The organism is Pseudomonas sp. OG7 (assembly GCF_014192825.1).
GTDB classification, from domain to species: Bacteria; Pseudomonadota; Gammaproteobacteria; order Pseudomonadales; family Pseudomonadaceae; genus Aquipseudomonas; species Aquipseudomonas monteilii.
This window is the reverse complement of the sequence record NZ_JACHYK010000005.1, coordinates 390,297-404,541: the sequence shown is the minus strand read 5'-3', so window position 1 is coordinate 404,541 and position 14,245 is coordinate 390,297. Positions and strand designations below refer to the sequence as shown.

15 protein-coding genes are annotated in these 14,245 nt (G+C 58.4%); 7 read left to right on the top strand and 8 right to left on the bottom strand.

Translation table 11 applies throughout. The features are described from left to right. The first annotated feature begins 38 nt into the window (after positions 1 to 38). The gene (locus FHW75_RS15170) at positions 39 to 1,037 is read left to right on the top strand and encodes a sulfate ABC transporter substrate-binding protein (RefSeq protein ID WP_016711744.1); all 999 of its coding nucleotides are present in this window, start codon (positions 39 to 41) and stop codon (positions 1,035 to 1,037) included. A 77-nt stretch (positions 1,038 to 1,114) separates the two neighbouring features. On the opposite strand, the gene FHW75_RS15165 is transcribed toward FHW75_RS15170, so the two are convergent. Further along, positions 1,115 to 2,041 (bottom strand): class I SAM-dependent methyltransferase, encoded by a 927-nt coding sequence (locus FHW75_RS15165; protein ID WP_019099533.1) that lies wholly within the window; start codon positions 2,039 to 2,041, stop codon positions 1,115 to 1,117. Between the two features lie 33 nt (positions 2,042 to 2,074). Then, the gene (locus FHW75_RS15160; protein ID WP_019099532.1) at positions 2,075 to 2,971 is read right to left on the bottom strand and encodes a DMT family transporter; all 897 of its coding nucleotides are present in this window, start codon (positions 2,969 to 2,971) and stop codon (positions 2,075 to 2,077) included. A 133-nt stretch (positions 2,972 to 3,104) separates the two neighbouring features. On the opposite strand from FHW75_RS15160, the gene FHW75_RS15155 reads away from it, so the two are divergent. From FHW75_RS15155 to FHW75_RS15145, 3 genes are all read left to right on the top strand, one after another. Further along, positions 3,105 to 3,542: an Lrp/AsnC family transcriptional regulator gene (locus FHW75_RS15155; protein WP_016711747.1), complete on the top strand. Its 438-nt coding sequence runs from the start codon at positions 3,105 to 3,107 to the stop codon at positions 3,540 to 3,542. A gap of 455 nt (positions 3,543 to 3,997) precedes the next feature. Continuing rightward, entirely contained in the window at positions 3,998 to 5,530 is a 1,533-nt protein-coding gene (locus tag FHW75_RS15150) for an NCS1 family nucleobase:cation symporter-1 (RefSeq protein ID WP_027615288.1), read from the top strand. Positions 5,531 to 5,546: 16 nt separating this feature from the next. Continuing rightward, positions 5,547 to 6,275 (top strand): aspartate/glutamate racemase family protein, encoded by a 729-nt coding sequence (locus FHW75_RS15145; protein WP_161990042.1) that lies wholly within the window; start codon positions 5,547 to 5,549, stop codon positions 6,273 to 6,275. 95 nt (positions 6,276 to 6,370) lie between these two features. On the opposite strand, the gene FHW75_RS15140 is transcribed toward FHW75_RS15145, so the two are convergent. Together FHW75_RS15140 and FHW75_RS15135 are read right to left on the bottom strand one after the other, a co-directional pair. Next, the gene (locus FHW75_RS15140) at positions 6,371 to 7,033 is read right to left on the bottom strand and encodes a hypothetical protein (RefSeq protein WP_019099529.1); all 663 of its coding nucleotides are present in this window, start codon (positions 7,031 to 7,033) and stop codon (positions 6,371 to 6,373) included. Between the two features lie 234 nt (positions 7,034 to 7,267). Continuing rightward, positions 7,268 to 7,438 carry an FKBP-type peptidyl-prolyl cis-trans isomerase gene (locus FHW75_RS15135; RefSeq protein ID WP_311649900.1) on the bottom strand — a complete coding sequence of 57 codons (171 nt, stop codon included), beginning with the start codon at positions 7,436 to 7,438 and terminating at the stop codon, positions 7,268 to 7,270. A 43-nt stretch (positions 7,439 to 7,481) separates the two neighbouring features. On the opposite strand from FHW75_RS15135, the gene FHW75_RS15130 reads away from it, so the two are divergent. Beyond that, positions 7,482 to 9,119, top strand: a complete 1,638-nt coding sequence (locus FHW75_RS15130; RefSeq protein WP_183674019.1) for a recombinase family protein — start codon at positions 7,482 to 7,484, stop codon at positions 9,117 to 9,119. Positions 9,120 to 9,154: 35 nt separating this feature from the next. Here FHW75_RS15130 and FHW75_RS15125 read toward each other — a convergent pair whose 3' ends face one another. After that, positions 9,155 to 9,877 (bottom strand): hypothetical protein, encoded by a 723-nt coding sequence (locus tag FHW75_RS15125; protein WP_183674017.1) that lies wholly within the window; start codon positions 9,875 to 9,877, stop codon positions 9,155 to 9,157. A 3-nt stretch (positions 9,878 to 9,880) separates the two neighbouring features. Between FHW75_RS15125 and FHW75_RS15120 the strand changes: the two genes are divergently transcribed. Both FHW75_RS15120 and FHW75_RS15115 read left to right on the top strand, forming a co-directional pair. Further along, positions 9,881 to 10,285, top strand: coding sequence for a Rap1a/Tai family immunity protein (locus tag FHW75_RS15120; protein WP_183674015.1), 405 nt, complete (start codon positions 9,881 to 9,883; stop codon positions 10,283 to 10,285). A 62-nt stretch (positions 10,286 to 10,347) separates the two neighbouring features. Next, entirely contained in the window at positions 10,348 to 11,085 is a 738-nt protein-coding gene (locus tag FHW75_RS15115) for a hypothetical protein (protein WP_183674013.1), read from the top strand. 199 nt (positions 11,086 to 11,284) lie between these two features. On the opposite strand, the gene FHW75_RS15110 is transcribed toward FHW75_RS15115, so the two are convergent. The 3 genes from FHW75_RS15110 to FHW75_RS15100 form a co-directional block, all read right to left on the bottom strand. Continuing rightward, the gene (locus FHW75_RS15110) at positions 11,285 to 11,503 is read right to left on the bottom strand and encodes a hypothetical protein (protein WP_183674011.1); all 219 of its coding nucleotides are present in this window, start codon (positions 11,501 to 11,503) and stop codon (positions 11,285 to 11,287) included. A 41-nt stretch (positions 11,504 to 11,544) separates the two neighbouring features. Next, positions 11,545 to 12,117: a recombinase family protein gene (locus FHW75_RS15105; protein ID WP_183674009.1), complete on the bottom strand. Its 573-nt coding sequence runs from the start codon at positions 12,115 to 12,117 to the stop codon at positions 11,545 to 11,547. 535 nt (positions 12,118 to 12,652) lie between these two features. After that, on the bottom strand, positions 12,653 to 14,194 hold the full coding sequence (locus tag FHW75_RS15100; protein ID WP_183674008.1) for a hypothetical protein: 1,542 nt from the start codon (positions 14,192 to 14,194) through the stop codon (positions 12,653 to 12,655). Positions 14,195 to 14,245 lie beyond the last annotated feature (51 nt).

Below are 14,245 nucleotides of genomic sequence, written 5' to 3'. Positions count from 1 at the left end.
CTTACTGCCAAACATCTGAACCATAACAAGGAAGCAACGTGAAAAAACTCTTCACCGCCTCGCTGCTCGCCGCAGGCCTGGCCCTGGGCAACCTCGCCCAGGCCGCCCCTACCCTGCTGAACGTTTCCTACGACGTGATGCGCGACTTCTACAAGGACTACAACCCAGCCTTCCAGAAACACTGGGAAGCCGAGCACAAAGAGAAGGTCAACGTGCAGATGTCCTTCGGTGGCTCCAGCAAGCAGGCGCGTGCAGTGATCGATGGCCTGCCGGCCGACGTCATCACCATGAACATGGCCACCGACATCAACGCCCTGGCCGACAACGGCAAGCTGGTACCGGACAACTGGGTAACCCGCCTGCCGAACAACAGCGCGCCGTTCACCTCGGCCACCGTGTTCATCGTGCGCAAGGGCAACCCGAAAGCCCTGAAAGACTGGCCCGACCTGCTCAAGGACGGTGTGCAGGTGATCGTGCCCAACCCGAAAACCTCGGGTAACGGCCGCTACACCTACCTGTCCGCCTGGGGCTATGTGCTCAAGCAAGGCGGTGACGAGGCCAAGGCCCGTGACTTCGTTGGCAAGCTGTTCAAGCAAGCGCCGGTGCTTGATACCGGTGGCCGTGCTGCCACCACCACGTTCATGACCAACCAGATCGGCGACGTGCTGGTCACCTTTGAGAACGAAGCCGAAATGATCGCGCGCGAGTTCGGTCGCGACCAGTTCGAAGTGGTTTACCCAAGCGTGTCGGCCGAGGCCGAGCCCCCTGTGAGCGTGGTGGATAAGGTGGTGGCCAAGAAGGGTACCCAGGCCGTGGCCGAGGAATACCTGAAGTACCTGTGGTCGCCAGCAGCCCAGGAGATCGCCGCCAATAACTACCTGCGCCCACGTGATGCGACGGTACTGGCCAAGTACACCGACCGCTTCCCGAAAGTGGACTTCCTGTCGGTGGAGAAAACCTTTGGTGACTGGCGCACCGTGCAGAAGACCCACTTCAATGACGGTGGCGTGTTCGACCAGATCTATAGCGGTCAATAACCCGGGTAAGCCTTACCGGCCTCATCGCGATCCCTGTGGGAGCAGCTTTAGCCGCGAAGAGGCCGGCAAGAGCAACATCAAACCTGGCGGAACACCAAAGCCTTCAAGCCCCCCGCCGGGTCCACATCGGGAAACTCCGGCGGGTTCTCCAACCGCTCGACAAACGCCAACGTCGGCGCCTGCTCCGCCATCCCCTCGATCAGAAACTCCGGCCCGATCCCCGGGTCGTTCACACACGCCAGCACTGTGCCCCCCGCATTCAGCAACTCCGGCAACCGCCGCAGGATCTTCGCGTAATCCTGGGTCAGCACAAAGCTGCCGCGCTGGAAGGTGGGCGGGTCGATGATGATCAGGTCATAAGGCCCGTACTTGCGCACCTTGCCCCACGATTTGAACAGCTCATGCCCCAGGTAGGCCACCCGCGATGGATCGTGGCCATTCAGGCGGTGGTTATCACGGCCACGGGACAACGCCGACTTGGCCATGTCCAGGTTCACCACCTGCTCGGCGCCACCGGCAATCGCCGCTACCGAAAAACCGCAGGTGTAGGCGAACAGGTTCAACACTCGCTTGCCCGCTGCCTGCTCGCGTACCCAGCGCCGGCCGTAGCGCATGTCGAGGAAAAGGCCATTGTTCTGCCGCACGCCCAGGTCCAGCAGGTAGCTCAGGCCATCCTCGACCACTTCACGCTGCTGGCACGGCTCGCCCAGCAGCCACTGGCCCGGGCTGTCGGGCAGGTAGCGGTGCTGAATGAGGATCGCCTGGCCAGACCACTGCGGGCGTTCGGCAAAGGCACGCAACATGGCCTCCAGTTCAGCCAGCTGGCCTTCGGGTGGCTCGCGGAACAAGGCCACCGACAGCACACCCTGCAACCAGTCGACCGTCACTTGCTCCAGGCCCAGCCAGCAGCGGCCACGGCCGTGAAACAATCGGCGGGTTTCCTGCGGGGCAGGGTCGAACGCGGCGAGCAGGTGTTGCTCAAGGGTGTGGATCGGCGAAGTCATGGTGGGTCGCAAACAAATGAAAAGGCCGCCATTCTAACCCTTGACCGCCACTTGTGCAGAACGGAACCACCAGCCCTGCTGCATCCCCGCCGCCGCCACCAGGATCAAACCCACGCCCAGCCACTGCAGCGGCGCCAGCCGATGCCCGAACGCCACCCAGTCCACCAGAATCGCCGCAATCGGGTAGATGAACGACAGCGCCCCGGTCAACGCCGTGGGCAGACGCTGGATGGCACTGTAAAGCAACACATACATCAGGCCGGTGTGCACCATGCCCAGTGCCAGCAGGCTGGCCAACGCCGGCACTTCTCCGGGCAACCCGCCAGGCCTGACCCAGGGTGCCAGCATCAGCACACCGGTGGTTACCTGGATCAATGCAATCAGGTGAGGCGGCGTGCCACTCAGGCGCTTGATGATCAGTGCAGCGATTGCGTACAAGAACGCCGCCCCCAGCGCCAGGGCAATCCCCAGCAGATAATCCTCACCGCCACCCTGCCCCGCGCCATGGGCACTGACGATGGCCAACATGCCGAGGAAGGCGACGCTCAGCCAGGTCACCTTGGCCAAGGTAATCTTCTCGCCCAGGAACAGCGCCGCCAGCCCCACCAGCAGAAACGGCTGCACGTTGTACACCGCCGTGCCAATGGCAATCGACGCCCGTGAGTACGAGGCAAACAACAGTAACCAGTTACCGACAATCGCCACACCGCTGGCCATCGCCAACAAGAACGCCGTACGGCTGATCACTCCCGGCCGCAGAAAGCCAAAAACGGCGCAGATCACCAGCAAGGTCACGGCGCCGAACACGCAGCGCCAGAACACCACCTCCAGCACGGGCTGGCCGGACACCAGCACGAACCAGCCGATGGTCCCGGAAATCAGCATGGCAGCGACCATTTCCAGCGAGCCACGGCGCAATGAACTGTCCATCTCACACCTCCCGTTGACGATGGCAACAGTATGCAAAGGATACCGGTGTGCCATCCAGCGGATAACGAAGGCAGATTGGCATACATGCCTTTACTATCAAGGCAAATAACGCGAATTCCCTATTGAGGTGAGCATGACTGACGCTATCGACCAACTCTTGATCAATGCACTGATGGAGGATTCGCGCCGCTCGCTGAAGGCCCTGGCGCAGGTGAGCGGGCTGTCCGCACCCAGCGTCAGTGAGCGCCTGCGCCGGCTGGAAGAACGTGGCGTGCTGCGCGGCTACACCGTGGAGGTCGACCCACGCGCGTTTGGCTACCAGTTGCAGGCCATCGTGCGCATTCGCCCGCTGCCGGGGCAGTTGCAGGAGGTGGAGCGGCAGATCATTGCCATCCCCGAGTTCACCGAGTGCGACAAGGTCACCGGCGAGGACTGCTTTATTGCCCGCCTGCATGTACGCTCCATGGAACAGTTGGACACCTTGCTCGACCGCATCAATGTGCTGGCTGACACCAACACCGCGATCATCAAGAAAAGCCCGGTGAAGCGGCGGTTGCCGCCGATGGATTGAGAATCGCCACAGGAAAACCTGACTATTTTTTGTACACAAGAATGTCACCTTAAGTGCCATTTTTGTGTGCACTTTCCCCGGTAACGCCCCAATACGTTACACACCACCTTGCAACTAATTTTGACCATTTGATCAACTAATTATCAGGCCAAAAATTTAAACCTGTTTATGTGGTCAACTTATAATGCCTGAATTTCATGAAGTTATCTTTCGAAGCCCTAGATTAGAAATGATAGCCCTTTAGCGCTTGCTCTTTCCTTGGCATGGAACTCGCTTTTGTGTCCTCGTGTTTTGTATACAAACCAAACAAAACATAAATACACAAGAACCCGCGACGCCGGACCAAAACCGGCCGCCGCGCCCAGAACCCTGTGATGCCAAGCTGCACTGACGAGATGGCGAGCCCGTGCGCATGCCCGCTCATCGCAGTCCATGTGCATCAGGAGCCCGCCGGAATGAGTACCAGCCTCGACCTTGCCCCTGAACTATCCGTCGCCAGCACCCACCCTGCTTCCACACTTGACGGCAGCCAGTCCGCGCTGGCCCTGAGCCCGCGTCTGCATAACCGCGACCTTGCGCCTACCCGTATCGAAGGCCGCCGCTGGGGTGGATACAGCATCTTCGCGTTGTGGACAAACGATGTGCACAATATCGCCAACTACTCGTTTGCCATGGGCTTGTTCGCCCTCGGTCTGGGCGGCTGGCAGATTCTGCTGTCGCTGGCCATTGGCGCAGCGCTGGTGTACGTCTTCATGAACCTGTCCGGCTACATGGGGCAGAAAACCGGCGTTCCCTTCCCCGTCATCAGCCGCATTGCCTTCGGCATCCACGGTGCACAGATCCCGGCGCTGATTCGCGCAGTCATCGCCATCGCCTGGTTCGGCATCCAGACCTACCTCGCCTCCGTGGTGCTGCGCGTGCTACTGACAGCGGTGTGGCCGCACATGGCAGCTTACGACCATGACAGCATCCTCGGCCTTTCAAGCCTGGGCTGGGTGTGCTTCGTGTCGATCTGGCTGGTGCAGCTGGTGATCCTGGCCTACGGCATGGAGATGGTGCGCCGCTACGAGAGTTTCGCCGGCCCGGTGATCCTGCTGACCGTCTCGGCCCTGGCGGTGTTCATGTACTTCCAGGCCGACACGCGCATCGCCTGGTCGGTGGCTACACCGCTGACTGGCTACGAGATGTGGCGCAACATCTTTGCCGGCGGTGCGCTGTGGTTGGCGATTTACGGCACCCTGGTGCTGAACTTCTGTGACTTCGCCCGCTCCTCGCCGTGCCGCAAGACCATTCGCGTGGGCAACTTCTGGGGCCTGCCGGTGAACATCCTGGTATTCGCCATCATCACCGTGGTGCTGAGCGGCGCGCAGTTCCAGATCAACGGCCAGATCATCGACAGCCCGACGCAGATCGTCGCTGCCATCCCGAGCACGCCCTTCCTGGTACTCGGCTGCCTGGCCTTCCTGATCGTCACGGTGGCGGTGAACATCATGGCCAACTTCGTCGCCCCGGCCTTCGTGCTCAGCAACCTCGCGCCGCGTCACCTCAACTTCCGCCGCGCCGGGTTGATCAGTGCCACCGTGGCGGTGCTGATCCTGCCGTGGAACCTGTACAACAGCCCATTGGTGATCGTGTACTTCCTGTCGGGCCTGGGCGCCCTGCTCGGCCCGCTGTACGGGGTGATCATGTCCGACTACTGGTTGCTGCGCAAAGGCTGCATCAACGTGCCGCAGCTCTACAGCGAAGACCCGGCCGGTGCCTACCACTACACCAAGGGCATCAACCTGCGCGCCGTGGCAGCCTTCGTGCCGGCCGCACTGCTGGCCATCGTCCTGGCGCTGGTCCCCCACTTCCAGCATGTGGCGCCGTTCTCCTGGCTGATCGGTGCCGGCATCGCCGCCGCCCTGTACCTGCTGATCGCACCTCGCAACCGTCACTACCACGACGTCAGCGGCGAGTGTATCGCCGTCGACCACAGCAGCCATTGATCAAGGAAGACAGCCCATGCGTATTCTGATTGCCAACGTCAACACCACCGAAGCCATCACCGGGGCCATTGCCGAACAAGCGCGCAGTGTCGCCAGCCCCGGCACCGAGATCATTGGCCTCACCCCCTGGTTTGGCGCCGAGTCGGTGGAAGGCAATTTCGAGAGTTACCTGGCTGCCATCGCAGTGATGGACCGGGTGCTGGCCTATGAAGGCCCCTACGACGCCGTGATCCAGGCCGGCTATGGTGAACACGGCCGTGAAGGCTTGCAGGAGCTGCTGAACGTACCGGTAGTGGACATTACCGATGCAGCCGCCAGCACGGCGATGTACCTGGGCCATGCTTACTCGGTGGTGACCACCCTGGACCGCACCGTGCCGCTGATCGAGGACCGTTTGAAGCTCTCCGGGCTGTACGACCGGTGTGCCTCGGTAAGGGCCAGCGGCCTGGCCGTGCTGGAACTGGAAGAAGACCCGCAGCGTGCGGTGGAAGCCATCGTGGAGCAGGCCGAGCGAGCCGTGCGTGATGACAAGGCCGAGGTGATCTGCCTGGGTTGCGGCGGCATGGCCGGGCTCGACGAGCAGATTCGCCAACGCACCGGCGTGCCGGTGGTGGATGGGGTTAGCGCGGCGGTGACCATTGCCGAGTCGCTGGTACGCATGGGCTTGAGCACCTCCAAGGTACGCACCTATGCCACCCCACGGGCGAAGAAGGTGGTGGGTTGGCCGATGCGTTTCGGGCGCTGAATCTTTAGCTGCCTGTACCGGCCTGTTCGCGGGTAAACCCGCGAACAGGCCGGTAAAGGCCAACTCATCATTCGGGCCAACGCTGCACTACAACCTCATGTCGGGCAGCTCTGCGCACCGTCATTCAAACCCTGGCGCACATTGCGGCTAAGCAGGCTGGCCTTGCCGTCGTGCCAGGTCAGGGTCAGTACATAGAGGGTATCGAAGTCATCGCCGTTCCAGTCATCGGTAATCACCCGCTCTTCCCCCAGCGCCTTGCCGGCCACGGTATTGATCAACTCCGGGAGGTAACCATGCGACCAGGCGGTGTAGATGGTTGCATTGCGGTACTTGTCGCTCAGCAGCTCGTCAGCCAGTTCGGCGGTGTCGTTGGCGCCATAGTCGATGTTCACCGGCAGGCCCAGACGGATGGCGCTGGGGGTAATAGTCATCAACGGGCGGATGTAGCTGTAGCTTTCGTCCTTGCTGCCTTCTTCGACATGCCGCGAAGGGTTGGCAGCAAACACGTAATCGGCCTTGCCAAAGCGCTCGGGCAACACCGTGGCCAGGTCCAGCGCACGGTTCAGGCCTTGGCAGTTCAACTGGCCCAGCCCCTCGCCCGGCTTCTCGGCATGGCGCAGGAACACCAGGGTCTGGGTGCCATCCACCGGTTGCGCACGGCTTTCGACAGCCTCCAGCGCCAGCGGTACGGCAACAGCCGTAAGCACCAGGCTCAGCAGCAAGTGACGGCGACGGCGGAAGAATGTTGGCAACTTCATCAAGGCAGGCTCGTGTGGCAAAGAAAATCGCGTCAACCCGCCACATCGCCCCATCAGCTGCAGGGCGCCCTTGTAGTGAATGCCATCCTTGGCAACGAGTGAGGGTCAGAGTGCCCTGAACCCGTTTGGTTCCTCCCTGGAGGTAGATGCCGTTCCCTAGGCAAGGCCTAGGTTAGGGGATGGGTGTTGCGCAATTGTGTAAGCTGCAAGAACCTGGGGTTGCAATGCAGCAGCTCAATCATCCCGCGTCAGCACTTCCAGTAATTCGATCTCGAAGGTCAAATCCGAATTCGGCGGAATCGCCCCCACGCTGCGTTCGCCATAACCCAGGTGCGCCGGTACCAGCAGCTTGCGCTTGCCGCCAACGCGCATGCCCATCAGGCCTTGATCCCAGATTCTTTGAATGTGACCCTGACCCTGCTATGCTTCCCGCCATCAAGGAGGCCACATGCCGCTAGCTATCTCGTACGTCCGCTTTTCCAGCATCCGCCAATACAGCTCGAACTCTATAGAGCGCCAACAACTGCTGATCGCGGAATGGCTGACCGCTAATCCCGACTACACGTTGAGCGATTTGAAGTTCCAGGACTTGGCGAAGTCCGGCTACCACGGTGAACACGTGAAGGAAGGCGGCGGCTTTCGTAAGCTGCTGGGCGCCATCGAAGCTGGGGCCATCAAGGCGGGAGATGTCGTGCTGGTGGAAGCCATCGACCGAACAGGCCGAATGGAAACCGTAGACATGCTGGATCTGCTTACACCGATCCTGAAAGCTGGCATCTCTCTGATCACGCTCGACGACGGCCACGTCTACAACCGCGATAGCTGCAACGGCTCGGGCATCTACCTGCTTATAGGCAAGATCCAGACGGCCAACCAACAGTCGGCACGGTTGTCTAATTTGACCAGCCTTTCCTACAAACTACGCCGCACAAAAGCACTAGCTGGTACGCAGGTAAAGCGCTGGACGCCCGTCTGGCTCACCACGGATGGTGCTGTAATCGACCGTATCGCCAAGCACGTTAAAACCGCTTTCGAGCTGTACACAGCAGGTGTGGGCAAGGCCACTATTAGCGTCAGGATGCGAGAGACCGGTGAACCCGAGTTGGCGACCTGTTCCGGCCCGACCGTCGAAGGGTGGCTTCGGAACAAAACTGCCATCGGCTACTGGAACGACATCCCGAACGCTTACCCGGCGATCATCGAACCCGAACTTTTCGTACTCGCCCAGCAACGCGGTAAAGAGGCGAAGACCACCCGCCCTTCTAAGACTGCGAAGCATATGCTGGTAGGACTGGTGAAGTGCGGGCATTGCGGCGGCAACTACATTATGCAAAACAAGGACGGGCGCCCACACAGCATGCGGTGCTTGAACAGGCAGCGGCTGAAGGCCATCGGTTGTGATAACACACGGACAATCCCCAAGCCAGTACTTGACCACATCCGCGTCAATACATCGCTAGCTGCTGTCGAAGCCGCGTTCCAGCGTCAGCAACTGACCGTCAACCAGAAACGAATACTCGCCATCGAGGGCGAACTAGAAACAGTTGGTCAGAAAATAACAGCGCTAATACAGCTGGTTGACGGGACCGGGGACCTAGACGAAATCACGGCAAAGATCAAAGAGCTGAAAGCTGAGCGGGAAAAACTGAACGCTGAACATGTGCTACTGGAACGCACCGAAAGCCCGGTAGATACGTTCGGTGCTATGCGTGTCGAAGATGACTTGCTAGAGAGCGACACCGTTAAGCTGAACGCACTGCTGAAGGGCGTAGGCTATTCCATCAATGTCTTCGTTGATGGACGGATGACCGTCAACTGGCCCGGTGAAGAAAACTCTGTATGGGCGTACAAAGGGGTTGAGCGGTCATCAGGTTACTACTTGCTGCGTAACTATGAGGCCAACCCTTCCCCGGAACCTGAAGGGTGGTCCAACCCACTAGGCCTGAAGTGGAAGCCAATGGACGAAATGATAAAGCTGCACCCGAAGCCTTATCTTGCCCCGGACCGGGCACAGACATTGGTTGAGATGGCCCAGCAAAGCCCAATATTGCCGCTGCTCGGAAGAGCGAACCGGCGACAGCCTTAACGCGGTCGCGGACCGCCAATCACTCGGGGAATTGCTCATAAAAGCAGTTCCCGCTTGGCGCGCAATCTTGCCACTTCTTCGATCATCGCCGCGTTATTTGGAATCAGGGCTTCGGTACACGCTATACGCATATCCAGCCAGAACAGCACTACTGCGTTCACCAAGTCTCGCAGCAGGTCAACGGTAATCTGTATCGCACCTAAAGGCAGTGAAGTTAGTAGGGAACTCCCAGTCTGTATGGCCTCAACCATTACCTGTGGCCATAGTTCAGGGTATCGCGCCTGTAGCTTATCCGCTGAATCCCCCGCCCCGTGCCGACATACGTTCCCCAACAGCTGGAGCTTGTCGAGGCGTCTATACGACTCAAACCCTTCAATCGGTAAGCCGCGTATTTCGCTAAACAGCTCGTTGAGCGTGGGCGCCTTGGGCGAGAAGCCCCAGCTGGCTTTTCTAATCACCTTCCACGTGATCCCGCCCGCCTTTGGGCAATTGCAAAGGTAGTCGCGCAGTTGCTGCTCCCACAGCGACTGGATGCCTAAGCACAGCGCCATGCTTGTCTTTGTAATCAGGTGGCGATGGTCGTGTAGATGGAAAGCGGCAAGCACTTGATCTTCCTGTGCTGCAATTTCGACACCTTTCTGCTCCAGGGCTGCTAGGGACGGAATCACCACGAGCGAAAGGAAGTCTTGAGCCACCTCGCCGTACTTGTTGGCGTAGGCGTCGGCTATCATTGGCGTCCATGTTGATTTGACGATCATCGGATGTCCTTTGCGTTTTATGCGGGGTGGATCATGAGGCTACAAGCTATGGTGTGTATCGGGCTGGTAGGGTTAATAGCAGGTGCCCAAGCCCACGCCAAGGAAGAAGTTGGCCTGCTCGCTCAGTGCAAGGGGGTGGTGCAGCATCTGGACAACCCGAGAATTGAAGACCGGGTTACGGTAAGTGACGGCTTGTGCGTGGGGATGATTGAGGGCGTCTTGAAAACGATGTTTGTTCTGAACTCGAAGTTACCAAAAGAGTTTCAAACCTGCTTCCCTCGCCGGGAAATACCCGTCGCAGAAGCTGTAAGGGTTGTCGTCGCTTACCTTAAAGAAAGCGAGATGACCGAAATCGACGACGCCACACAAGCGATGTTTGCCATCCAAGAAGCGTACCCGTGCAAGTAAACTGACCCCGGCAGCGAACGGTGGCAGCTGGGTACTACCAGAAAGGGGGGGGGCGGGATTGGATGGTTGCTAAGCTAGTTCTTCAGAAAACGATGGAAGAAAAGGCCACTGCCGAAGCGAAATCTCGCGGCCTGAGCGGCTATGCCGCCAGTGACCTTGTCTGTGAAGCGGCAGATATCGTCGAGGACTTTTTTGCGTACATGACATGGACCACGGTTACTGACGGAACCATCCAGTCCAAGGACAGCATAACGGAATGGCATCATAGGCAGCCGCACGATTTTGAAAGCGACTGGAAGTACCTTGAGTTTGATCGTGAAGGCTTGAGAAATGCCGCTGAACGCTATCTAGAGCGGCCTTGGATGCAGTGCAGCAAGATGGATTGGCTCATCTTGAACGTTCTTACTTATGCCGAGTACCAAGCATTTGTGGACCAGGTACGATCCAGGACTATGCGGCTGGAAGATTATGTCTCGCTTCGCACTGGCGGCAAGGTGAAGTCCGGCACTAGCTTTGCTGTGCTCTGTCTGATTATCGCCCTAGTGCTTGGTCTTGCGTGGCTATGGCCCCCGCTAGGCGTGGCTTATGCGGCTGGTGTCTGCTGGCAAAAGTGGAAGCAGAGAAATGCCCGGCATAAAGTCGATGCTTTAGCGAAGTCGATGTCCGCTACCTACAGCACCTTCAATACTGTCAGCCAGAGCTGGAAGCTGGTGTGGGATGAGTTGTTGAAGGGTAGGAAGCAGGGCGTCGTCTGGGACGGTATCGTCTTTCGGTTGGCTGAAAGCCGGATGACCGCTTAAAGAACTGCCCCCAAAATTTTCTAAACAGACCATCACCCACAGCCGAATATCGTCCATGAGCCGGGGCGGGAATATCAGCTGAGATGAACCAAATCCGGTTCATTAGTCGGGCAGTGCTTAATGCTACAGCCCGGCCCACAGCGAGCCGCACAGTACGATTTCAGAATATCAAGGGCAGCAAAAAGCCGCCCGAAGGCGGCTACGTGCGAAGGCGTTCTATCGCTGAAGTGATGGCATCAGCGTTGGCGTCAAGTGCCTGTAGGCAGGTCATGGTGTTTTCGTGGGCATTTACAGACCCACGCTGTCTAATCCATGTACTTACTTCTTCAATGGCTGCTCTCAAGGCTGTCTGGTTCATATGCAGCAGCTCTAGGGCGTCGGCTGTAGCTGAGAAATCAGCCGTGGCTTTATCATCCATGTGGCGCTCTCGTTATAGGGCAGATACCGCAGCGTAGGGCCTTACAGCGCCTTGTTCCAGTGCCGTTTGACCGTGGCGATACCGATGTTGAGTTCGGCTGCCACTTCCGCCTGTGTCATGTTCTTGGCCTTGGCTTTCTGCACCGCCTTGGTGGTATCAACCGCTTCAGGCCGTCCCAACTTCTTACCTTCAGCCTTGGCACGTTTCAGACCGGACTGTGTACGCTCGATCAGCAAGTCACGCTCAAACTCTGCGACAGCGCCAAGCACCTGCATCGTCATCTTGCCCGCTGCACTGGTCAGGTCTACGCCACCAAGGGCGAGGCAGTGAACGCGGATGCCGGTCGCTGCCAGTTGCTCGACGGTCTGCCGTACATCCATAGCGTTGCGGCCTAGGCGGTCCAACTTGGTGACGATCAGCACATCACCCGATTCCATCCGCTCAAGCAACTTCTGGAAGCCGGGACGCTCACTGGCAGGGACGCTGCCGGAAATGGTCTCTTCGATTACCCGGCTGGCCTGCACATCGAAGCCGGCGTTCTTCACGTCCTGGACTTGGTTCTCGGTGAACTGGTTGGAAGTGCTGACACGGCAGTAAAGGAAGGTACGAGACATCGGCATCACCCAAGGGATCACTTAACGTGGGATCATAGTATCGGTATCACCATATAATGTAAACCCTATTTTAATGATACCAATAAGGGCCGGATTTGATGGCATCGTTTAACGGTCGTTTGCTGATACCAGCTGAAGCCGCTGATACTGGCTCACCCCGACTCCAATTTGAGTTCGGGTGATAACGGTGGCTGGTGCTATTCCCATACAAATCTTGCGGGATATACGGGAAAGTGGCTGTTCGCTTGACCCCGTATAGTGCAAGCCCCCGGAAACACTAGGCTGTGGCCGTGTAGTGGCACCTAGACGGCTCGGGAAGGTGGCCAACTGGATTAGTTACGCCGTTAGTTTTCCATTAGTTATCTGGCGTCTGTTACTTTCCCTCAAAACTGAAGGAAAGTGACGTCCAAGCTCGCCTTGGTGCGTGTGATCGGGAGCGATTTCAACTTTCCCCACTGGGGGATATTGGAAACCGATTAACGCCCCCAACTTTCCGGGAGCGTTCTTACAGGGGTATCAGCAGATCTGCTGACGCCTATGCCGCCAGCGGTAAAGGCTCTGCTACCACGGGTGGGAACTCAAGGTGTGCCGGGTAGCGGGTAAAAGGCACGTGGTAAACCGTGAACTGACGTTGCTCGCGATAGTGCTTTCTGGACTGCTCGACGGCATCAACAAGGTTCACCAGCACCGCGTCATGTGCATCAAGCACCTGCTCTTCATTGCAAAGGCCGACATCCAGCAGGGCTTGCCATGTTGGTTCAAGCGAGGCGTACAAGTTGTCGATATAAGCCAGCCAGTCTGACCCGCTCTCTTCCCAGCTCCAATCATTGGGGGCGGTCACTACCGGGTTCAGCGTCTTGACGGTAAGTCGCTTCGTCAGTCGGTTGCTGATGTAGTCACGGTCTATGTCCAGCCCCTGTAGTGCAGCTTGGGCCATTGGAACAATGCCCGGCTTCAGCTCCCGGCCCTTCGCGTCATATATACCATTAAGCAACCCGTCTAAGTCGTCAGCTAGCAGGTGGGGCGGTGTACGCCACGGCTGGCCCTGATACAAGTGCGACAGTGGCGCCCAACTAGCATTGCCCTGGGCAAGGAATCGGCTGTGTGCTTTACCTTCTTCACGGCCAATCTGGGCGAGGTAGATGCCCATTACCCGCACCAGCTTTAACATGAACAGGCAGTTGTCCCGGTGCTGCCCTTCCGACAACACAGCAGAGAACCGCACCAGTTCGTCATGAAGTACGCCCAGCTTTGAATCAGTCTTACCACCCCTACTAGCAAAGCCGGTGGTGCTGGTCATACCGTGCTGGATAGCGTTCAAAGTCTCTAGTCGCTCTACCGATTCCACCTCTAGCTCGGCCAGTGTGTAGCGGCGGTCCAGCGGCTCGCACAGCTCGTTGCTCTGCTGGTTGAACACAGTCTTGGCAAGTCGAAGCCGATATGTTCGCTGGGGTATCTTGTCCAGCTCATCAAGAAAGGTGTCCAGCTCAGGCCCGATGAAGTCAGCCAACTTCTGTAGCACCTGATCGCGGGTCATCTCTTTGGTGATGTTCCACTTCCGCTTGCGGGCGGTGGCAGGAAGCGAGGCGCCAGCCCAAGTGTTCACTGGTTTGTTACCTTGCCGTTGGTTCAGGTCTGCAATACCGGTGAACAAGTTCTCTGAGATGGTCAAGCCGGTGCTGCCATCACGGCCCTTCAAAGGCTGTACATGGCAGAGGTGGTACACATCTTTACCGTGTCCGCTATCCAGCCAGCCTAACCGCATCTTGCGGTAGTTGTGTTGGTCGTATAGCCGGTGAAGGCCTGCAGCGGTAATGCCGTGGTAAGTTTGTACCGTTCCAGCTCGGACGGCCTGTTCAAGTAGCCAGTAGCCAAAGGCGCATTCAAGTAGCCGCTGTTTACGCCGCTCTACTTTCCGTTGCTTGGCTGTGAGCTTGGGGGTCTTCTGCTTCCGCTCTGCTGCTTTGGCACAAGTGCGGGTGCATGTATCTCGTCCACCCGGTCTGCGTTTGAACATCGTCCCGCAATGGGTGCAGGCGTACTCAAGTTGGTTGTTGCTGTTCTCGGCTGCTGCCATGAGTGTCCACGCTTGCTGGGATCAAGTTGTTAAGGCTGGCCAGTGTGATAA